Raw genomic sequence first — 21,760 nt, forward strand, 5'->3', positions numbered from 1 at the left:
AAGCTTGGGTTCGAAGGGTCAGTCTCAAGCCCCAAAATACCCCACAGGTCGGCAAGCGGCTCGGTGGTCCAGACTTCGATCTCGCTGCAAAACCACCGAGACTCTAACTGCCCCCCGATCAAATTCAGGCGCAGATCAGAAGCAGTCCGTATGTGGGCGACCGTCGCCGCTCTGGTCGACCCTCAAATGTTCGAAAAGCTAGCCGGACCAAGTAATGGAGATTGTCACAATTGATCAACGGAACATCATGGTCGGTATCCGTCCGATAGAACGCTGCGACGGATCCACTCTGTACGCTTCCGAAGTTATGTCCATGGGACGCGCCGTTGCCAAAGTCCGTCGCGAAAGCGGTGCCGCAAGAGTAGCTGCCCGAACACTTCTTGGGCAATTGGGATTCCCACCAATGGCGATTCCCAAGACGCGCTCTGGTGTTCCGGTCTGGCCAGCCGGCGTGGTCGGATCTTTGGCCCACCACGATACAGTCGCAGCCGCCGCTATTGCAGGAACGAAAAGGATTGCAGCTCTCGGCGTCGACATTGAGCCTAATGAACCTCTGCCGGAAAATCTGATCGAATTGATTGCCACTCCTAATGAACGGCGAATGTACGATCTACACACGCTCGAGCGGCGCGATCTCTTTGTTTTGAAAGAGGCGGTGTATAAGGCGTGCTTTCCAATGGATCGCCAGTTTCTGGAGTTCCAGGACGTGGAAATTGATATCTTTGCGCGATCAGGACACGTGTCCAAGGCAAATCGCACGTTTTCGCTCGAGTTACTTATTTCTAAAAATGTAATCGGGGTGGCTTATTCGCGGACGTATGAGGTCGAAGAGCCTCTCCAAGATCAGCAGTCACCCCACTAAAGCAATCGATACCCCAGCTAGTCACGTGAATCTAAAGTTCGCCACATAAAGTCTGTTGGGCTTTGTGACAGAAGCGTTTGACGGATGCCAAAATCTGGTCGGCGGACTTGGTCCATTTGAAATGGCTTCGGGTTTTTGTTGTGGAGTTCGATGAAGATGCGGATGCCGGCCTCGAGCTGCCTGACGGAGGTATGAACGCCTCGCTGGATCTACTTTCTGGTAAGTTCGGCAAACTCAACCTGGTTGATCCAGGACGCAGAAGTCGGCGTGAAGTGGACATGATAGTGCGGCCGGCGAGCGAGCCACGCTTTAATCTTAGGTGTCTTGTGGGTGGCGTAGTTGTCCATGACGATATGGACATCGAGCCCTTCAGGGATTTGAACACCGATCTCTTTGAGAAACTTCAAGAACTCGTCCGCTCGGTGGAGCTTGTAGCATTTGCCAATTATGAACCCCAAGGAGACATCGCGTGCAGCAAACAACGTGGTCGTACCATGCCGCACGTAGCTGTGCGTACGACGTTCGGCGTCGCTGCACGCGCTCGATTCCGGCCAACCACTCAGAGACAAGTCCTCCGCATCAAGGGCGTGATGGCCCTACGGCAAACAAAGCAGTCGCGTAACTTCGCTTTCGTATCTGGGCACAGTACCATTGCGCTTTCTTCCGCTGACCGATCCGGCGGCAGCTTGTCTTTGTTCTTTCTGGTTCGGCGAGGCGCGCCTGATTGTTCCGGCTCAACGTCATGACAGCACTGCAGCCGCTGTCCTCGTGCATGTCAGGCCGACTTGTCCTCACGGCTGCCCTCAAGTTTATCCCGCAAGGCCGTGATCACGCGATGGACAATCCGTATATCCTTGACCGACAGCCCTTCTGAAAGATCGTTGATCCAGGGAGCCTGCAATTCCATTGCGGCTTCGAAGGCGCGCTGTCCATTCTCAGTGAGTACGACGAGCTGCGCCCGTCGGTGATGCGGGTTGACCTCAAAAGATACGAGGCCCTCCCTGTGCAGATCATTGATAATCCGCTGCACGTTTTGACGATTGCCACCGAGGTCGCGAGCGAGCCAAGCGACCGGTTGGGGACGTTCGGCGGACACAATGGCGCCAAGCACCTGCCAGCGTGCGCTTGTTAGGCCAAGCGGGGCGACCAGACGGTCGCCGGCCGTCAGAAGTAGGCTGTCGAGCCTAAACAGATCGAGAACAAGGTCGGTCAGGGCGTCACCCTCGGGGGTTCGCTTGGCTCTTTTCATTTGTCACCATCGTTTTATATTGACATCATGACGTCAATTTGTTATGTAGTCATAATACCAATTAGGCATCATAGATTAAATAGCCATGGAGGCACTCATGTCGCTGCTACGCCCACTCGACCCTTCCTTTCCGATCGACCGCCAGATCGCTATTGATGCAAATTCTGTCGTCCTGGTGAACCCATTCACTCTCGACAAAGCCGATGAGGCGGCTTTTCTCAAGTCCTGGCAGGACGACGCAGCGTTCATGAAGCGACAGCCGGGCTTCATTTCCACTCAGCTGCACAGAGCTCTCGGAGACAGCTCGACCTATCTGAACTACGCGGTCTGGGAATCCACCGCACACTTCCGCGCGGCCTTTACCCATCCTGACTTTCTAGCAAAAATCGCAAGCTATCCGGCCTCGGCGATAGCCTCCCCTCATCTGTTCCAGAAAGTTGCCGTGCCCGGCATCTGCGTTGCCTAGCCCTGCTGCTTTTAGGAAGGGAAGATACGCATGATCAAGTTGATCCATCCTGTCGCTGGCGCCTTGGCTATCGCAACGATCGGCACATTTTGGCTATCGACGGTACTCAGCGAGCTGTTCGCGTCCCATGCCACAGTTGCAGCGGTTAAGAGCACCATACCGTGGGGCTTCTTGTTGCTGATTCCGGCGCTCGCTGCGACCGGTGGTACGGGTGTCATCTTGGCAAAGGCGCGCCGGGCCGGACTGATCGGAGCCAAATTCAAGCGCATGCCATTCATTGCTGGAAACGGCATCCTGATTCTTATTCCGTCTGCGCTCTTCCTTGCGTCCAAGGCTCAGGGGGCAGAATTCGATGCCACGTTCTATGCTGTGCAGGCGATCGAGCTCGTCGCCGGCGCAACAAACATTACACTTCTTGCTCTCAACATGCGGGACGGTCTCAAAATGAAGGGATGGTTGCGCCGCAAACCCGCTTGAACCGGAACTGCGCGGACAACTGACGTGGCGCCCGGTATTGTCGTGGCTTTATGAGTACGCGCCCTATCTCCCGCCGGAGAACAGGCCGGATGGCATCAGAATGCGCAGCCAAATCAGCAGCAGAACGTTCGGGCCTTCAGTTTATCTTCGGCAGCATACGCTGACCGTGGTAACACTGGCCTGCTTGTACCTTCACGCGCATTTCGCCACGACGGCGTTCGCGTATTTGTTGGTGATCTTGCTGTTTTTGCTGATGGGCAGCTTCATCGCGTCGTCTGCGCTTTGCATCGTAACCATCGCCGCTCTCGCTTACTACTTTGCGCCGCCGGCATTCAGCCTACGAATCGATGACCCCCAAGATCTGCCGGTGATTGTTGCATTCTTTATTGCCTCGATTGTGGGAGCGCACCTGATCGGTAAGCTCCGCCAGGAAAGAGAGGCTGCGCGTGTGATTGCGGCCAAGCTTCAGCGGAGTGCGGCCGATTTGCAGGATCGCGAAAAGCAGTGGCGCGCCATTTTCGAGCACAATCCGGCCATGTACTTCATGGTCGATGAAGCCGGCACTGTTCTCAACGTCAATACATTCGGCGCGACACAACTCGGCTATGCTCGTGCTGAACTGATCGGTCAATCCGTGCTGGAGGTATTTCTCGAGGAGGATCGCGCGTTCGTTCGGGAATGCGTTCGGACGTGCCTGGAGGATCTCGGACAAACGCGCACTTGGAACGTCCAGAAGGTCAGGAAGGACGGCTCGGTCTTGTGGGTACGTGAAAGCGCCAAAGCCATGCTCTGGGCGGATGAGCAGCCCATTGTCCTTATCGCCTGCGAAGATATCACGGAGCGAAGGCGGACCGAACTTGCCCTGCAGCGGAGCGAAGCACATTTGGCCCAGGCGCAGGAGTTGAGTCACACAGGCAGCTTCAGCTGGAACCCCACCACGGGCGAGGCCTTCTGGTCAGAGGAGACATTTCGGATTTTCCAATTAGATCCCCAGACGCCGCCGGGGCCGCAGCTCGTCGTTGAGCGCACTCATCCAGATGATAGGGCTTCGGTTCAAGAAATTATCGAGCGCGCGATGCGAGACCCGAGCGATTTCGAGCACGAATACCGGCTTCTGCTACCAGACGGCTCGGTAAAGCACATCCATGCGCAGGCACGAGCGACGAGAACGGCCTCTGGTGAGATCGAGTTTGTTGGGGCAGCTACGGATATTACGGCGGTCAGGCGAGCAGAACGACAGCTGCGCCGCAGCGAGGCCTATCTGGCCGAAGCCCAGCATCTCAGTCACACGGGCAGCTGGTCCTGGGACGTCTACGGTCTAGATTTCGTGTATCGCTCCGCCGAGATCGATCGTCTGTTCGGCTTTCGCCCACAAGAGCCGGTATCAATCGAGGCCATTCGATCGCGCATCCATCCGGACGACTTGCCGCGGCTGGAGGAGGTGCAGCGCCAGGCGATTGAACACAAGGAGGGGCGGTTCGAATATGATTTTCGTATCCTTCTACCAGATGGCGGGATACGACGCATACACTCCGTTGCGCAGGTGGTGGTCGGCAGCGATGGTAACGTCAGCGAGCTGATCGGAACACATATGGATGTCACCGAGCAACACGCAGCTAGGGAGCGCCTGGAAAACACACTTGCCGCGCTGCGCGAAAGCGAACAGCGCTTTCGCGACTACACCGAAACAGCTTCCGACTGGCTCTGGGAGACTGGGCCGGATCATCAGGTCACTCGCTTATCCGAGCACACCAACGCTGCGGGAATTTTGGCGACAGGATTGATCGGCCTGCTTCGCTGGGACATTGCGTGCGACCTCGAGGAGGAGCCCGAGAAGTGGCGGCAGCATCGGGCGACGTTGGAGGCCCATCTTCCGTTTCGGGATCTCGTCTACCGCACCGTGAATCGGACAGGTTCTCCGATCTACGTCCGCACGAGTGGCAAGCCCTTTTTCGATGGAAAGGGGAACTTTCTCGGCTACCGTGGCGTCAGCACTGACATCACCGCGACCATTCGCGCCGATCAAGCCGAACAAGAACTACGAAAGGCACAAGCGGAGCTTGCGCATGTAACGCGTATAACGACCTTAGGAGAGCTGACAACTTCCATCGCCCATGAAATAAGCCAGCCACTCGCCGCTATTATCAGCAACGCCGATGCGTGCCTCGGTTGGATGGGGCGGGAAGCTCCTAATCTTGCCGCTGCGCGCTCTTCGGTGGAGTGGATCATCGAAGACGCAACCCGGGCAAGCGAGGTGATCCGTCGTATTCGCGCGCTCGCGAAGAAAGGCAATATTGAGATGGTGCGGCTCGACATCAATGAGGTCGTTAAGGAGGTCATTGCGCTGGTAACACGAGAGCTGGTGAGCCACCGAGTGACGTTAAGAACCGAGTTGACGGCAGGGCTGCCTCCGATCCTTGGCGATCGGATTCAGCTACAACAGGTGATCATCAATCTGGTGATGAACGGAATCGAAGCCATGGAGGCAGTTACCGACCGGACGTGCGAACTGCTGATTCAATCATCAAAGGACGATGTCGGGCACATCCAACTTGCCGTGACCGATTGCGGCGTCGGCATCGCCGAGAACGACGCGGACCGCGTCTTGGATCCTTTCTTCACCACCAAGTCGAGTGGCCTTGGAATGGGTCTTTCGATCTGCCGGTCGATTGTGGAAGCTCACGGAGGACGGCTGTCAATGGTTCACAAAAGTGGACCGGGCGCGACCTTCCAGGTTGCCCTACCGCTGCATAAGGAGGCCGTCTCGTGACAGGACGATTTGACTCGCCAAGTGAAGTCAGCAACGCCGAGTCCTCGACAAGGGCGGTTGTCTTCGTCGTCGAGGATGACATCTCCATGCGTCGCTCGCTTACGAATCTTTTTCAATCGGTAGGGTTAGGCGTCATTGCATTCGGATCGGCGCACGAAATGCTGCAGAGCACAATCCCGGACGTTATTAGCTGTCTAGTTCTTGATGTCCGGCTGCCAGGCTTGAGCGGCCTTGACTACCAGACCGAGCTAGCGAGGTTGAACATACGTATTCCGATCATTTTCATTACCGGCCATGGCGACATCCCCATGACCGTCAGGGCCATGAAGGAAGGAGCGGTCGATTTTCTCAGCAAACCGTTTCGCGATCAGGAACTGCTTGATGCCGTGGTTGCGGCGACCGAACGCGATCGCAAAAGACGGGAGGCTCAGCACATCGTCGCGAACCTGCAGTGTCGATTCGAGAGCTTAAGCCTGCGCGAGCAGGCGGTGATGAAACTGGTCGCTGCCGGCCTGATGAACAAGCAGGTAGCCGCCGAGCTTGGGCTCGCCGAGATCACGGTCAAGATCTACCGGGGACACGTAATGAAGAAGATGCGTGCACGGTCGCTGGCCGACTTGATCAGAATGACTGAGACGTTGGGAATTCGCGCCAATCGTCCTGAATAAACACAAGTATGATTTTACAATTTCATCAGTCCAGCCCATCTTTCGCCGAAGGCGGCTAATGCTTGCAGCCCCTATTCCCCCTTCAGGACGGCTCGTCTTGTCCGCGCCTGTGATGTCCGTTGTTGACAACGACGCCTCGGTCCGTGCGGCGACAGAGAATTTTTTGAAATCGCGTGGCTACGGCGCACAGGCGACAATGCAGCAATTGTATGGGGCGCCCGACGAAATCATTCAGTGCGCTTGAAGAAATCAAAAGCTGTTCGTGAAGGCGGATTTCCAAGACGCCGTGCGATCTCGGGCTGAAACGCTGGTGAGCAGCGACCGTGTCGAGATGCGGTTTTAGCTGACGCTTGAAGGTACGGACTGAGCACCGAGGCGAATATGATTGTAGAGGATTTGCTCCCGCTCGTCTTTTGACAGCTGCTCCACGCGAATGACGACCTGTGAATCCTGGATTACCGGTAGAGCGGATTCCTTCAGAAAAGTTCTGGCGTTTTTGTAAATGTAATCCCGGGATGTGAAGACAAATTTGGCCCCGCGTCGAATTGCTGCCCGAATATGGGGAAAAGTTGGCATTCCATTCTGACGTCATTTGCCAATCGAGCTGGGTGGCTCCAAAGGCGTCATCCACCCAGAAAAACTGCCTTTCATGTGGGTTCGACGCAGCCAAAAATTCGGACGGGTCGCGTAACTTCACTGTAAAGCAGTTCCATTCGTCCAGAGCGCGAGAGCGAGCGCCGCTGCGATCGCAGATTTTCCACATGCCGGTTCGCCGAGAAAAAGAACGAAGCTACGTTCGACAATGGCACGAGCTGCGGCACGGAATGCATCGGTCATGACAAACTTGTTCATGTCGTCATCACCGGGCGCGCTGAGAATTTCCTGCGCCTGGTCATAGGCGCGGTGGCCGAGGATTTGACTGAGATCTCCAAGACCATAAATATGAGGGATCAGCATCCGGAGGCGTGCAGACTCCCGGATGAATTGGGAAATTTGGTCTGCGCCGTAGATGCGGCAGTGTTCAGCCCTGGAATGGCCTCAAACGCGGCACGAACGGTTTCATCGGTCGTGGCAGTGAGTCGCATATTCGTGAAGAGAAAGTAGTTGTCCGCAAGCCCCCGTGACGCGAGACGAGCAGCTTTGGCGAGTTCATCCTTCAGGAAAGTCAGTCTCAGGTGCCGGTGCGGCTTCTGCGAAAACTTGCGTTGAACCGTGAAGTTGCCTGTGAACGTCTCCCCCTTGTTCGAAGTCCAGGTGCCGTAGAACGTGCCGTCGCGGCCTCCGTCATGCGAGTCGAAAAAGCCCTGAACGGTCTGCCCCCAGATCTCTGAGGCTACAGACACGCGTAATTGCTGAAATGCCTTCCAACCCAACGAATGCAGTTCGTAGGTGGTTGGCGTCGCAATGCGATCGGAGCGTTCGGGCGAGTCATGGCGCTAGGCTTTAGCCAATTCAGGCATTTCGTTCTTTTTCGCCATGGCAGGCGTATCCAACCAAGCTTGGCTCGGTAGGCGCTTTACGAATTCAGTGAAGACGGTCACGAACGCGGTCCGCTCCGCGTCGGAGTCAAATTCTTCCGCGTCATCGGGAGCCATCAGCGGGCGCACGTCGGCCAAGAACGAGGGATCTTCCAGCTTAGCCCACATGCGCTCCTCGGCCTCGGCTCGATAAATGGTTTGGCCGGACGCACTCAGATGTTTGCCAAACAGCTCGACGACACGTGCAGCGTCGAGCCCGTCAAACAGCGCAACGGCCTTCGCAAGATCAACGAGATCTCGGCCTTTATCGCGTTGGAGAAGTGCACGGAGTTTCGTCGCTAGGATTTCTTCTCGGCTGAACGACGTAATATCCGCTTTCCCGTTGAACCAGGGGTTCTTAACTTCGAATGGGAAGGTCTTCTCTCCGTCGTAGGCGGTTCGTTCGCGTGTGGCGATTTCAACTTTGACTCGAATGGGCTGCGAGGCATTTTCATCATATGGCGGTCTTTTGGAAAGTAAGTACGTACGTAATCGAGCAGGGACTGGTGGTCCGTTAGAGGGCTGGTTTGGCCGCGAGCGCGGATTTCACCCACCAGTCGACGAAGTGTCTGAGTATTCTTACTAAGCGTTGTAGGCTGTGGCCTTTTTTGAGCCGCATATTGAGCAATTGCATGATCGATAACGTTCTGGTCTTCTCTAGACAGATGGGGATAGTAATCCCCCGTGCTGGCAGCAGCCTGGCTTGCCTGGGGCAAGTGCTGCTCAAAGACCTCTTGTCCGGCTTGGCCCGTCTGCGACCCTTCCGAAACGGCGTGCTGCGTTAGCGGTCCAGCTGGTACATTAGATGGATCAAAGTCCTGCCGGTCCATGTTAGCCTCACGTCCAAGATCACCTGACCAAGTTTGCTACTCGGGCAACCTTTCGAGAAACTGACGTGGTCATGTGTCCTAGCGGTCGCACCGGCCAACCTCGGACCGACGTCGCCCGAGATCAGCCTCGCCTCCATGATCTAGCCCTTCGCACCTGTCGCCAGCGTCGAACATTTCGCACAGTTGCAACACTTGGGTCCTGCCAGGGCCCTTCCCCATGCGGGTGACGCGCGACCGACCGATCTGGCTAGATGCAAAATTTCGAAAGGCACTTTCTGTTCTCGGAGTGGCTGCGGAGTCAAGGCACCCGGGCGGTCCGCAAAAACATCAGATTGGCGATTCTTGTCGGGTGAAATTGATGTTTTGATCCGGGAGTCGTCCGGCGGCGCGAAGGGATCCCGAAACGCGCTCGAAGGAAACAATACCGATTGAGACCGTATGGTTCCAATCGGGAGCTTCCTTTCATGATCATCATCGGCCTCAAGGGCTTTATTGGGTCCGGCAAGACTACCGTTGCCCGCCATCTCATCGAGCGGCACGGGTTCGTGCGTGGCCGGTTCGCTGGCGCGCTGAAGGACATTGCTGGCGTGCGTGGCCGTGCGCTGTCATAGAGTGTTTGGCCCACAGGCCCTTCCGCATGACGAATCAGAACGGCTGAATCTCCGCGCTCTGGGACTAGACGTCGTCCGCCCTGTTCTCCATCTTTTCAAGGAATCTGAGAGCCTGTTGGTATTCGAACTCGCACCACGCAAGCTCGAATGGTTCCATCAGTATCTCTATCCACATTTCGGCAAAGGCTGCCACTCCGACGAAAAATAGAATTCGCGACCTCCTGATCAGCTATCAGTTGACGAAGCCGGCGAAGACGAATGAGTTGTCGCTGTAGCCAGCCGCACATGCAGCTAAGAGGATCGTGATCAGCGGCTCAATCGAACCTTGGTAAAGATTGGGCACCTCAAGGGGAGCACCTGACGATACGAAAGTTTATGGCGGACGTTCGCCTGGCTCGCACATTTGGTCCAACGGCTGCCCGAGCAGCAAAATAATCCGACGGCTTCGTAGAGGGCGTTCGCGTAGTGAGATTGCGGCGACATGCCCGCTATCTTGGCCTCAAGACGAGGTCGTTAGGAGCGGGGTCAGTATGTCAAGCGCAATGATAGGGATTGCTTCAGGCTCCGCGGCCCCTGCGCTATGCACGTAGAATGAGATCGAGAGCGGAAAATCGACGTCACTTTCCCGATCGTCGGCTCGGCATTGTGATGACAGGCCGTGCGGCAGTTGAATGATCCACCGTGATTCGCTTGGTTTCTTATCTCGAGAGCCAAAGTCGTCGTTGTTCACAAAACCATACAATACAGCGGTAATGTCAGTGATGTTCCCCGACGATGATAATTTATCAGGACGGGACCGGACAGATCTTGTCGGTGAATAGCAGGCGCCAATTCTGCTACGCAGGACTACTCCGCCAAGCTGCAACGCTCAGCTGCCCGCTCGAGGCGCCTGGACCGGAGGCGGGCTCCGCATCACGACCCAAATTTATCGCGGAGCTCCGCAGCACGAAACAAATTCAGCGCGGAGATGAGAGTCTTGTCGTATGGGAACAGCCTCCGAGCGGACTTAACCCGCGCGTCATGGTCCAGTCCAGATATCGTCTGGCCCTCTAAAAGAAGCGCCTCGGAGAATCTACGAAGAGCAGGGCGATACGGGTCAAGGGCGGCCTCGCTGCGCCGATTGGCACGCGTCATCATTTCAATGAAACTCTCGTCGTTTTCTGAGGGGCCTGGGTGGAATCGCACGGCGAGCGTCGGGCTCGCAGCAGTCGCGAAGATTGCTCAGCGGCGCCTTCATCCTTCGGCTATTAGAATTCGTTGACGTGAGCGATAGGATTGCTGATTGCGCAGATCAAACGCTCGACGTCGAAAGCGGAGAACAATGCCCGCAATCGGCCAAGTTCGGTAGTATGCAGGCTTAATGTGCGCCCTTTAACGAGTCCGAGCCGCCGCATTATTCGTCGCGTCATCAATTCGGCGCCGGTCTTCTTCAGACTGATGAGGGCATGTACCAGCTGCTGGCTGGGAGCGCCGTCGCCAAGGACGGCTCAAACGCCTGGTGCCTCGCCGACCCTCTTGCTGTTCTTCCGAGGTGGCATGCTGCACCTGCGACCAAACTGTTACGTTGGATGGGTCACAATTGTGCGGGTCCACGTAGCCTCACGTCCAAGATCACCTGAACAGACATCCTACCAGAGCAAGCTTTCGAAAAGCTGACGAAGCCGCAGCGTAGCTGCTCGCGATCGGGCGGCTCGAAATTAGCACCGATCTATTCCGTCACGCTTACGTCATCGGCCTCCCTCTCGGCATGACGTCGAGCCGAGCGCGCCGAAGTGACTTTGGATCATCGACATTCTGAAGGTGAGCCGCGTGACGCCCTCAGATGGTCAGCAGGGGCTGCCTTCCGGCCCGGTAGCTTGTGGGGCGGGCACCCTAGCTATCCTGCTCGCAGACCTACGGCGAGGCGCTCTGTGCCGCGAAGCCGATGCCAGACGATCGCCCTAGCTGTTGAGCTATGAAACCTTGCGCCGATGGGAACGGAGGTTCATTGGCTCGCGCTGCCGAAGTATCCTGCGCGTGATCAAGTTCGACCCAGGCAATGCCAGTCGTGTCCTGGCACAGCCTTGTATTCGGACCCGTCGAACATGGTCTGTTCGTCGAAATCCAGGCGAGCAATCTTCTGGCGGCGCTTACAAGTTGAGAATTGCGGGTTTCTGGGCACGGCGCGGCGCGCGAACAACACGCCGGACTGGTCGGATGTAGTCAGCAGACGGCAACTGCGCGTATCCATTCAATCTGAACAATCGCTCGTCCCGTAACGACCAAACGAGACTGCAGGGCAGCTATCGCATCGATCAGGGCTCCAGGCCGTGCTCCCGGAGAACCTTATGCATCAGCTCGCCTTTGATCTCGTGAGCGATTTCGCTGAGGATCTGGGCTCCGACCACCCGCTGGGCATCGACATCATCCGTCAGGCCATGCTCCGCAAGTCGCTCGTTCAAGCGCGCCGGAAACTCATCTTCGAGCGCATCGGCAATCCGGTCCCGCGCCGCGGCATGATCATCGGGGGCGATCCGCCTCACTGCCGCATCCCAGGGCTCCCAGCGCGTTGCCAGAAAATCCGCAAAACCCGTCGCTTCCTGTTGCCGCACCGACGTCTCAGCCCTGGCAACGTCGTCCGCCGTGACCTCAGCGAGATTCAAGAAGCGCATATCGGGGGCGATGTGGCGCAGTTCAAGCCGATCCCGTAGCTGGGTCTGATAGGCAAGATAGACCTCGATCTCGTCGATATCGGCCTCCGGGTCGGCGCGACGCAGCGAGCTGACCGTCTCGCGTGCGATGTCGTCAAGCGCCCCCAAACGAAACATGACACGGCCGTGTTGGAGCAATTGGTCGAGCCGATTGTCATAGAGCCCATCCTTGACATCAGCGTTTACGCGTGCGGTCTGCATGCCGTTCCAGGTCAAAGTGATGCGGTCCTCGCAGGATGCAGTCGCTCCATTGGCCAGCTCGAAATACTGCTTGCGCAGCTGCGGCCTCATCGCGGCTTGTAGCAGACTCTCGGCCACCTGGTCGCGGAACGCCTGATGACCATAGTTCACGGTGCCCGCGAGCCTTTCGAGAAACAGTGCGAAGTCCTGCGCACCCGGCTCTTCGGCGAAGCCCTGCCATGTGTCCACTGCGCCGGGCTCGTCCGCGAGCCAATCCGCGACAACCGCGTGCAGGAGAGGCGGCTGATGTTCCACCGGTTGTAGCGGCATCGACAGCAAGACCTGCGGACCGGCATAATCCGCGCCACGCGTGACTGACGCCAAATCGGCCAGCACCGGGGGCGGTATCGGATTAGACCGCAGGTCGATGCTGGACGCGCTGCCGAGCTGCGTCAGCGCGGTCGCGGGCAGGCCGGTCAGCTGATTATTGCTGGCGCCGAGCATTTCAAGGCTGACCGGGAGCGTCTCGGGCAGATTGGTCAGCTGATTTTCGCTGACGTCCAGGTATCCAACTCTAGCCGGAATCTCGGGCAGGCTTGTCAGCTGGTTGTCGCTTGCGTCCAGGTAGCGCAGTCTGGCTGGAAGATTGGGCAGGCTCGTCAGCTGATTTTCGCTTACGTCCAAGCGGCGGAGCCTGGCTGGAAGGTCGGGCAGACTGGTCAGCTGGTTATTGCTGGCGGAGAACTCCTCGATCGTGGCGGGAAGGGCGGGCAGATCGGTCAGCTGGTTGCCATCGACCATCAAGCTGCGGAGCCTGGATGGCAGCTCTGCCGGCAGGCTGGTCAGCTCGTTGGCCATGAGGTGGAGGTTCCGCAGCCTGCTCGGAAGGGCGGGCAGGCTAGTCAGCCGGTTGTCAGAGGCGTAGAGGTCCCGGAGTCCGCCCGGAAGCTGGGCCGGCAGGCTGCTCAACTGGTTACCGATGACGATGACGGTCCGGAGCCTGGGCGGGAGTGAGGCTGGCAAGCTGGTCAGGGACAATGACGACAAATTCAGCTCGTCTCTGACATTACCCTCGTCCCGCCATGCCCTCGTCCGGTTGACCCCCTCTTGCCGATTCTCGTTTTGGCCCTGCCCCTCTTCTGCTGCCCAGCTCGCCAGGGCGCTGTCCTGCGACGAGACGAGGTCGGCGCCGGCCGCTCCCGTGACCCACCGCGTTAGGGCTGACGCCCACTGGGGAAGGCATGAGGGGGACTGCCCAGCGGCCGCAGACGCTGGTGCGGTGCTTTCGGATTCGGAAGGTACGCCAGCGCCAGGCTGAGCTCGTTCGGTATTCATTAAACTCCATGACATGTTTGGACTCAGCCGATTAGGCGGTTCTATCGGCTAGATCGAGACGTTCGCATGGTAGGAAGCTCAGCTGTCGATAAGCTGACGAGCGTCAGGTCATCCGCCATGAAGCGGTTGCAAAGCTACTCTATGTTCGCTTGGTGAGGATCCTGTGCTGTCGCGCAGCTGCTCAAATATTTCAATTCCACATTCGCAGCGTCGGACTCCAGACTGCTGCTCAGGCCGGACCATAACTCCATCCGGACGAAATACTCAGAGGCAGGTCACCTTGAACCGCTTTGCTGGTTGGAAACTGACTGGTCCGGCGTACAGCCCGGTCTCCTCGTGAGGCTCGCTGGCGCTTGCCAACTGCTGCTCGAACGCCTCGCCTGCCTGACGATCTTCCGCGGCGGCCCGTTGCACTTGTATCAAAGCTGCCGGACTGGATGGGAAAGGATTGTCCACGCTCTTCTCACTCCGCGGACGGTGGCAGCACAGCTACGCCGGCAAGCTTGCGAGAAGCTGGCGGGCCTTCCGCCCGGCTACAAAAAGTGGCTCACCGATCCTTGCATTTGGTTTCCGTGGGCGCGCTACTGTGATCGCCCGCTCCAGCACAGTAGATCGTGCGATGTGCGGCCCGGGTGTCCTGAATGCCGCGGGGGCCAGCGGCGCATCGCATTCGCCGTGGATGGATTTTCGTCGACCGCGACCGCCTGCTGAGAAACACACCATAGCTGCTTCATCCCGTCCAAAGGGAATGACCGTCAAGCAAAGGATTCAGCTCGCAGGCGCAATATCGTCAATCAAGGCGCTTTCATCCCTGAGCCGACGCCTTTGCTCCGGCTGCTATTGGCAAGCAGGAAGGCAAAGATCTTGTCTATATGGGCGATGTCCGGCATCGGCTTCAATCGATCACCTCAAGCCAAAGCCCCGGCCGCATGTTAGTCCAAGAAGCAAATGGAGTAAGCCACTTAGAAAGCCCTAGCCAATATGGAGTGGCCTGTTTTTTTTGCCACAGAAACGGTAGCGACATCGCGTCCGATGGCTTGCTGCACGCGAACCGTCGAGAGTTATCTCGCAACTAAACCTAGGTTGGCGTGGTAAAACTCTTGTCGGAAGTTATGCTGCTCGAAGATCCGCAGAGCGACGACGCTTGAAACGAGGAACGCCTCAGTGAAGAAAAAGCGAAATCATGCGAGGCAAACAACATCACTGCAGGACCGCCTGGCCGTATTTGCAAGAGGTCTTGCTGAAATGGCGGCGACCACGCCTGCGGGCGCGGAGCGAGATAATCTGCTGAAGCGAGCCCGCACCGCGGAAATTGCAGCAGATATTGACGATTGGGTCTCCTCGGCTGGGCTTCAGCCGCCGACGCCATAGGGCTGGAGCTCCAGGGCCCGCGTATCCCGCCGGGGTTCTTCTACGTTCAGGAACAAGGGTGCCGAAGATTCGGATCCCGAAGACTGGCCATTGTAATAGGCTAGGAGCCGGCCGCCTGTGTGGTCCGAAGAGAATGAGGAACCGCGCTCCACAGACTGGGGAGCCTGTCATTCACGCGCATCTTCTGCTTGCGCGATAGCGTCGGCTCATGGCGGGCCCACCACCGCTCGAGCTGAAGCCTGGCTCATGGCTGCTACGGGAGTTCTGTTCGCCAAAACGCGCAAACGTATCACAAGCATGGCTGCGTAAACGGCCTTGCCGATGGACAAGCCGATCCAGATACCGATGGCACCGAGGCCAGTTTTCAAGCCGAGCACGTAGCTGACCGAAAGGCCGATCAGCCAGTAAGCAATGCCTGCGAAGAGCAGCGGCACACGCGTGTCCCTTAAGCCGCGCAGGCCGCCAGCGGCAATGCTCTGAAGTGCATCAGTAATGAGGAAGCTCGCTCCGACAAGGATGAGAGCTGCAGTCAGCTTGATCGTGGCGTCCGCATTGCTGGCCGATTGGTCGACGAACAGCTCGGCGATTTCAAAGCGCGTGCCGACCACCGCAATCGTAGCGATCGCCGCGATCAGGACTCCAAGCAGCATGGCGGCAAAACCAGCTTGTCTGATACCTGGTAGATCGTTGCGGCCGAGTGCGTGTCCAATTCGCACGCTCACCGCCATTCCGATGCAAAACGGGATCATGAACAGGGCGGCTGCAACCTGGAATGCGATCTGATGGGCGGCAACCGCGGTGGTGCTGATCACACCCATCAGGAGGGCCGTCGCAGAGAAAAGACCCGATTCCATGAAAATAGCGACCGAAATCGGGGTGCCGACCACGAGGAGCTCCCGCATCAATGGCCAATCGAACCGCCAAAGATATCGGAGCACCTGGTAGTCGCGAAAAGGACGGCAGTATGTAACGAACCAAATACCAGCCAGAAAGGTCCCACTGTTCACCAGACTGGTCGCAAGGCCGGCCCCGAACAAGTCAAGTTGCGGCAAGCCGAATTTGCCGGTGATCAACAGATAGGCCAGCAGTGCGTTGGTCGGAATGGCGGCGAGCGTGATCCACAAGGCCGGCGCCGGTCGATCGACCGCTGCCATGAAACTGCGGATCGCCAAAAACCACAGCGCCGGCAAGATGCCCCAGGCGAGCCCGAGCAGATATTGCTGAGCTAAGCGCGCGATAGCTGGCTCCTGGCCAAGCGCAAGCACGATTTGCTCGCCTTGCACTGGCAAAACCATGATCGGTGCCCATAGAACGAGTGCAATCCATAGCCCCATGCGCAGCGAGCTCCGTACCAGAGCTGTGTTTGCCGCGCCACGTGCTTGCGCCGCGAGTGGTCCCACTGCCGAGATCACGCCAGCTGCGATGGTCAGGCCAACCGATAAGATCATGCCGGCAAGCGCGGCTGCCGCGAGGGCCTCGGTGCCGATGTGGCCGATCCAGGCCAGATCCGTCGCCATCATCGCGATCTGCGCAAGTTGCGTGAGTGCGATCGGGGTCGCGAGTGTCGCGGTTGCGGCGAGTTCGCCACTGAGACGATGGCGCGTTACCCATTTGACCAACTGGCAACGGCAGGATGATCGGTGCGTGTCGTCCCCAGTCTTTCTCATTGAATGACACCGCTCTGGATTCCGCGCTTCAGCTGATTGCCCTGCTGACACGGCATTTGCGCTGCAATGACGATCGGGTCATCGGCATTGTCATTGCTGATAGCATGTTCTCAATTGATGACGCTCCGCTCAAAAATGGTGAGAGCGTTTGGCCTCCAAGGAAAGCAGTCGTTGTTATGAGCGTTGTGCTCGCGACTTCGGCTGTTGCGTTTCAGACGCTGACTGGCTCAAGCGCGACAACAGGACGTTTGCAGCGACTTAATGCTGCGAGAGGCGCATCATTCTTCAATGAAAAACTCTCAAGCGCCATTGGCATGTCGATTGCTTGAAAGATGTGAGAAGATTTATGCGGCCATGATGTTTCTCCAGTAACCCATACGGGTTTTCAAATGAGGATTGCCGGATCCGTTCGACTTCAGGGGTGTCACCAGGCGCGCTCCACGACATCGCAGGCGTGAGCGTCGATCACCGGCAAGATGCCGAGCTGTTTCCTTTGAAGCTGAACAAGCGAGGCATCGGAGCTTGCGCCGTCAGATGATTGATGAGCTGATGCAGGACGATTGGGATCCTGAGCAACTATTCAGGCAACGGGACGAGCTCAAGGTCAAGATACTTTGTGCCCAATCGGTTATAGCCGAATGTAAGGCAGAATTGGCGGAGCTCGAGCGGAGACGTGAGGCTCGAGCGGTCTCGCCGCCGATCGATGCACGACAGCGCAACTCTGCAGTCAATAGTTCAATACGCAACACGCCACCGCGCGAATCCCGAAGCGTCAATGATCCTGTTGATCAGAATGCTACTGTGGCGTTTTCGAGCCGATCATGGGACCGTTGAAAGCTGACGCCGCGGACGTTAACACAGAGAGGTATTGTCATGGAGCTGGTAAAGATATCGAGACGCATCGTGTTGCAAACCGGAGGGTGAACTGGATAACGGGCGCGGCTCTGCCGCTAAGCTCGGGCGTTTTGGACGCGTTGCGCTTTCGGAATTGCAGAACGGTATCGTAGCATTTTGACGAGTCAAAAGCTCTCCACCCGGACCCACGCCGAGTGATCGTCTTGTTCGTCTTCAGGTCGTTGAGATTGCTGATAGACGTATCTGGAGCGGGCGTTCAATGATCAAGGTGGTGCGCGGCCGTGGGGCAGGGCTTGCGATGTTCCGGGCGGTGCTGACCGGGAACGCCGACCATGCCTCGTCCGGCATCGCATGAATCATGAATGATGACGAGAACTGACTGATCATGGGGCCGCAAGCGATTACAATTCGATCCGGAAGAGAGCGGTTAGCGGCAGTCACCTAAATTCGTAGACGCCAGGAAGAGGGGCCCGCGACGAATGCGATCCGGTGCCGGCCGTAGCCTCGTCAGCTTTTCGACAGCTTGCCCGATTAGGGTAGGTATAGCTTTGCGGGCGCTTCAAGAAACAGCGCGGTGGTTCACCGGCAGTCAGGACCAGGGGCGTCGGGCAGGGCCAGCGGGATCAGCCACGCATGCCGCCAGGAGAGCTTCGGCGATTGCTTGACGATGAGCTGGCATCTCGAGCCGCGGATCAACCGCCTCGCCACTTGCCGAGCGGCTATTAGGCCACACACGAGGCATCGCCGCAGATGCTCTGGCGCCTGTTAAACTGCGGCGCGGCACGACACGTCTAGCCGGTATCGAGCGTGCGACTTGGCTTCAGTCGGCTTTGCTTCGATAACCCTGGCTCAACTGGATTGCTTTCGCGCACAGTGCTCTTGGAGCGAGCGATGAAGATGCGTTTGTGGCCCAGAGTGTTCCTGTCGGGCTCTCATCGGTGAAATAAAGACATCGACAGCGGATTACTGGCTGACCTGTAAGCCTTGCTGTGTGCGCCCTTGCAGGGCCGTTCATCGCCCCTTGCAGCAATGCTGCTGCGAGCTCGTAAAAGTCTATGCGTGCTCTGCGTCTTATAAATGTCATCATGCGCGGCGAGTGAGGCGAGCCGCGACGGATCAGTTCCGTGTACGTGAGACAATTACGCCGCATCGATCAACGCGGCGGAGAGACGAGGTCGATGAAACAGCCTTTTCGAGCATGCAGTCCGTTATCCATCATTGCCTGCATCATTCTCAGTCCGGCCGCCAATGCACAAGATCGTCGCATCGTTACCGAACCCATTGCACCTCAGACGATCTGCGACCGGCCTGTGCCGTCCGGCAAGCAAGATACGGTCACCTTGCAAGATGCCATCAACCAATGCCCGTCGGGGGCCGCCGTTTATTTAGGACGAGGCGAGTTCCGGTCGGGGCCTCTCGAGATGAAATCGGGGGTGACGTTATGGATCGGGCGAGGCGCCAAGCTCATCGCCATCCCCGAACCGGCTGCTTACGACAAGGGCCGTGGACAGTGTGGTCGCATCTCGGGCAAGGGCGATGGTTGCCGGCCGTTCATCAGCTTTTCCAAAACCCGTGGCGGCGGTATCTACGGAGACGGCATCATCGATGGTCAGGGCGGTGCAACCATGGTCGGCGGCGCCGAAAGCTGGTGGCAGCTGGCCCGCCGCGCCCAAGCCGAGCGCGGCAACCAAAACGCCCCGCGTTTGATCCAGATCGATCATGCGCAAGACATCACGTTCGCGGGTGTCACCTTGCGCAATGCGCCCAATTTTCACATCGCGATGAACCGGGTCGAGGGGGCCACGTTTTGGGGCCTCACGATCGATGCACCGGCGGACGCCCGCAATACCGACGGCATCGACCCTGGCGCGAGCCAGGATGTGACCATTACCCGCAGCTTCATCCGAACGGGAGACGACAACGTCGCAATCAAAGCCGGCGATAATGGCCCGAGCAGCCATATCTCCATCACCGACAATTATTTCGGCTGGGGGCACGGCATGTCGATCGGTAGCGAGGTGAATTCCGGGGCCAGCGACATAGTGGTGCGTAATCTGACGCTGGATGGAACGACGTCTGGTCTGCGCATCAAGAGCGATGTCAGTCGAGGCGGTCTGGTCGAGCGCGTGACTTATGAAAACATCTGCCTGAGGGGCAACCGGTGGCCGCTGGCGTTCGATACGAAATACGATCCACGTGCACAGGGCTCGAGGATTCCGATCTATCGGCAGATTGTTCTGCGCCATGTGCGTGGCGACAATGGCGTGCTGATGATGCGTGGCGCAGACGAGCGGCATGCCCTTGACGTAACACTCGAGGATGTCCGATTTGCCAGTTCCGCGAGTTGGCAGCTCGAACATGCAAAGGTGACAGCCGATCATTCTGACGTATCGCCGCCGCTGCCGGGACAAACGACAGAACCGCCGTCGCGCGGATCGGACGCTTGTTCCAGCGCATTCCGAGACACCGACCGGTAAACACTACGACGCCGGCGCGGAACGTCGGAACGGAGAGGCCGCATCGATGGGCTTGGATTGCCGATATTGGCGGAATAAAGCCTCATGGCTCGCGCCCCGCTGCGACTGATTAGCAAGGGCGGACATTGCGAAAGTTGCGCTCAGGATCCTCGGGGTTATCTCGCGGCCGCCCGTTACATCGACTGCACAGAACGCGCCGCAAACGCGACCAAGGGGAGGTCAAATGAGAATGATTTTGATGTCCGCCGCGCTTCTGGCTGGATGTTTCTGTCTCCCGGCAGTATACGCCGAGGCATTATTGGTGTCGCATGCCGCAAATGCAGACTATCACTCCCTGCAGGAAGCCATCGACGCGTTGCCGGCGCAAGGCGGGGATGTTCGGATTGCGCCGGGGACCTATCGCGAGAAGGTCAACACCTCAAAATCCGGTATTCATATCGTGGGGACTGGCGGCAAACCGGAGGATACGGTCATTGTGTATGGCGACGGCGCGATCAATGCGGGAGGAACCGCGCGTTCGGCAACACTGAATGCCACTGGCGATGACTTCCGGCTCGAAAATCTGACGATCCAGAACGACTACGCCCTCAATCCAGCCAATCCCCCCTCGCAAGCAGTAGCGCTGTCAGTTACCGGAGACCGGGACGTCATTACGCGCGTGCGCCTGCTAGGCGCCCAGGACACGCTGTTTGCTGGCAAGGGACCGAACGGCCGAATGTCACGACAATACTTCTCGAAGTGCTACATCGAGGGGCATGTCGATTTTATATTTGGCAACGCCAAGGCCTGGTTTCGGCAATGTGAGTTGCACGGCATCGCCAATCAAACGGTCATCTATACCGCTCAGAGCAAGGCAGCGCGGGATGAGGACAGTGGCTATGTTTTTGATCATTGCAGGCTAACTGCCGACCCTGTTGCGGGCTATATCGCACTTGGCCGCCCTTGGCGCCCCTACGCCACAGTGGTCTTCCTGTCAGCGAAGATAGATGCCCCCGTGATCGCGGAAGGGTGGCGCGAATGGACGCCCGGTAAGACCTTCACGTTGAAGACAAGCTATTATGCTGAATACAGATCATTCGGCGGCGGGGCCAACCCCTCAGGCCGCGAGCCTCACTCCCATCAATTGACAGATGGCGAAGCTGCGAGATGGTCGCTGAGCGTGTTCTTCGGAGGCGCCACAGATTGGTTGCCAACCAGCCATCACGATGGAACACAGAGCAGCGGTCAGGGCGAAGGGCTTCGACGGCGATTCTCGGATGAATGACGGGAGGAGAGCCCAGTTGTCATGGAGAGTCTTGTATAGAAACCCAACTGGCGCCCGAGTCAAAGCGATAGAAGGGGCCAACCCGACGATCTCATCGGTTCGCGGTGCGCCCACATGCGTCCGCGCCAGCTCGCAGATCATCTTTTCCTTTTGGCGGCTCAGTGTCGGCGAGGGCTGCGGACCGTCACGTCAGCGCCGTCGTCATAGCTCGGCACTGGCTGATTTGCTTGTTCAGCTCCTTGCGCAGATCTGCGGACAACGAAGTGAGATGATACTTCGCGGCTATCTTCGCTCGGCCGGTGATGTTCGGGACCCGCGTAGCTCAGCCAGTAGCGGTCGGCTCGATCAGCCGATACTGCGGGGCAACTACGGTGGAGTCCGACGTTCATCCATCCTGGATCGGGAGCCTACAAACAGCGCCTATCTTGATTTCGGCAATTCGCTCTATCCATTGCCGCCCTCGCCGCCGAG

At 57.9% G+C, this 21,760-nt stretch carries 16 protein-coding genes and 2 pseudogenes; 10 read left to right on the forward strand and 8 right to left on the reverse strand.

What is annotated here, in order from left to right; all coding sequences use genetic code 11:
* The first annotated feature begins 214 nt into the window (after positions 1–214).
* The gene (locus tag ACVMIH_RS38565; protein ID WP_456865768.1) at positions 215–862 is read left to right on the forward strand and encodes a 4'-phosphopantetheinyl transferase family protein; all 648 of its coding nucleotides are present in this window, start codon (positions 215–217) and stop codon (positions 860–862) included.
* A 31-nt stretch (positions 863–893) separates the two neighbouring features.
* Here ACVMIH_RS38565 and ACVMIH_RS38570 read toward each other — a convergent pair.
* Together ACVMIH_RS38570 and ACVMIH_RS38575 are read right to left on the reverse strand one after the other, a co-directional pair.
* A pseudogene (locus ACVMIH_RS38570) lies at positions 894–1,386 on the reverse strand (transposase); the annotation flags it as partial.
* A gap of 251 nt (positions 1,387–1,637) precedes the next feature.
* Positions 1,638–2,111 (reverse strand): MarR family winged helix-turn-helix transcriptional regulator, encoded by a 474-nt coding sequence (locus ACVMIH_RS38575; RefSeq protein ID WP_253624398.1) that lies wholly within the window; start codon positions 2,109–2,111, stop codon positions 1,638–1,640.
* 97 nt (positions 2,112–2,208) lie between these two features.
* On the opposite strand from ACVMIH_RS38575, the gene ACVMIH_RS38580 reads away from it, so the two are divergent.
* From ACVMIH_RS38580 to ACVMIH_RS38595, 4 genes are all read left to right on the forward strand, one after another.
* Positions 2,209–2,577: an antibiotic biosynthesis monooxygenase family protein gene (locus tag ACVMIH_RS38580; RefSeq protein ID WP_456827047.1), complete on the forward strand. Its 369-nt coding sequence runs from the start codon at positions 2,209–2,211 to the stop codon at positions 2,575–2,577.
* A 30-nt stretch (positions 2,578–2,607) separates the two neighbouring features.
* Positions 2,608–3,054, forward strand: coding sequence for a hypothetical protein (locus tag ACVMIH_RS38585; protein WP_456827048.1), 447 nt, complete (start codon positions 2,608–2,610; stop codon positions 3,052–3,054).
* 100 nt (positions 3,055–3,154) lie between these two features.
* Positions 3,155–5,824: a PAS domain S-box protein gene (locus ACVMIH_RS38590; RefSeq protein ID WP_456865771.1), complete on the forward strand. Its 2,670-nt coding sequence runs from the start codon at positions 3,155–3,157 to the stop codon at positions 5,822–5,824.
* Entirely contained in the window at positions 5,821–6,492 is a 672-nt protein-coding gene (locus ACVMIH_RS38595) for a response regulator transcription factor (protein WP_456827050.1), read from the forward strand. Before ACVMIH_RS38590 ends, ACVMIH_RS38595 begins: the two co-directional genes overlap by 4 nt.
* Positions 6,493–6,831: 339 nt before the next feature.
* Here the strand turns inward: ACVMIH_RS38595 and ACVMIH_RS38600 are convergent, their stop codons facing one another.
* The 4 genes and pseudogenes from ACVMIH_RS38600 to ACVMIH_RS38615 all read right to left on the reverse strand — a co-directional run bounded on the left by ACVMIH_RS38600 (position 6,832) and on the right by ACVMIH_RS38615 (position 8,444).
* Entirely contained in the window at positions 6,832–7,068 is a 237-nt protein-coding gene (locus ACVMIH_RS38600; RefSeq protein ID WP_456828420.1) for an nSTAND3 domain-containing NTPase, read from the reverse strand.
* Between the two features lie 55 nt (positions 7,069–7,123).
* Positions 7,124–7,449 (reverse strand): annotated as a pseudogene (locus ACVMIH_RS38605) (nSTAND3 domain-containing NTPase); the annotation flags it as partial.
* A complete protein-coding gene (locus ACVMIH_RS38610; protein ID WP_456827051.1) occupies positions 7,443–7,865 on the reverse strand; it encodes a hypothetical protein in 423 nt (140 codons plus the stop codon). The pseudogene ACVMIH_RS38605 and the gene ACVMIH_RS38610, both read right to left, overlap by 7 nt.
* Positions 7,866–7,928: 63 nt before the next feature.
* Positions 7,929–8,444: a nucleotidyl transferase AbiEii/AbiGii toxin family protein gene (locus ACVMIH_RS38615; RefSeq protein ID WP_456828421.1), complete on the reverse strand. Its 516-nt coding sequence runs from the start codon at positions 8,442–8,444 to the stop codon at positions 7,929–7,931.
* 859 nt (positions 8,445–9,303) lie between these two features.
* Between ACVMIH_RS38615 and ACVMIH_RS38620 the strand changes: the two genes are divergently transcribed.
* A complete protein-coding gene (locus ACVMIH_RS38620; RefSeq protein WP_456827052.1) occupies positions 9,304–9,450 on the forward strand; it encodes a hypothetical protein in 147 nt (48 codons plus the stop codon).
* Positions 9,451–11,744: 2,294 nt separating this feature from the next.
* On the opposite strand, the gene ACVMIH_RS38625 is transcribed toward ACVMIH_RS38620, so the two are convergent.
* Positions 11,745–13,178, reverse strand: coding sequence for an NEL-type E3 ubiquitin ligase domain-containing protein (locus ACVMIH_RS38625; RefSeq protein ID WP_456865774.1), 1,434 nt, complete (start codon positions 13,176–13,178; stop codon positions 11,745–11,747).
* Positions 13,179–14,819: 1,641 nt separating this feature from the next.
* On the opposite strand from ACVMIH_RS38625, the gene ACVMIH_RS38630 reads away from it, so the two are divergent.
* Positions 14,820–15,026 carry a hypothetical protein gene (locus ACVMIH_RS38630; RefSeq protein ID WP_456865776.1) on the forward strand — a complete coding sequence of 69 codons (207 nt, stop codon included), beginning with the start codon at positions 14,820–14,822 and terminating at the stop codon, positions 15,024–15,026.
* A 206-nt stretch (positions 15,027–15,232) separates the two neighbouring features.
* Here the strand turns inward: ACVMIH_RS38630 and ACVMIH_RS38635 are convergent, their stop codons facing one another.
* A complete protein-coding gene (locus ACVMIH_RS38635) occupies positions 15,233–16,693 on the reverse strand; it encodes an MATE family efflux transporter (protein WP_456865779.1) in 1,461 nt (486 codons plus the stop codon).
* Between ACVMIH_RS38635 and ACVMIH_RS38640 the strand changes: the two genes are divergently transcribed.
* From ACVMIH_RS38640 to ACVMIH_RS38650, 3 genes are all read left to right on the forward strand, one after another.
* Complete coding sequence (locus ACVMIH_RS38640; RefSeq protein WP_456865781.1) at positions 16,693–17,022, forward strand: hypothetical protein; 330 nt, start codon at positions 16,693–16,695, stop codon at positions 17,020–17,022. The two genes, ACVMIH_RS38635 and ACVMIH_RS38640, sit on opposite strands and share 1 nt — an antisense overlap.
* A gap of 1,704 nt (positions 17,023–18,726) precedes the next feature.
* Positions 18,727–20,025 (forward strand): glycoside hydrolase family 28 protein, encoded by a 1,299-nt coding sequence (locus ACVMIH_RS38645; protein WP_456827056.1) that lies wholly within the window; start codon positions 18,727–18,729, stop codon positions 20,023–20,025.
* 223 nt (positions 20,026–20,248) lie between these two features.
* Complete coding sequence (locus ACVMIH_RS38650; RefSeq protein ID WP_456827057.1) at positions 20,249–21,289, forward strand: pectinesterase family protein; 1,041 nt, start codon at positions 20,249–20,251, stop codon at positions 21,287–21,289.
* The last annotated feature ends 471 nt before the right edge of the window (positions 21,290–21,760 follow it).

This window comes from Bradyrhizobium sp. USDA 4503 (assembly GCF_054055815.1).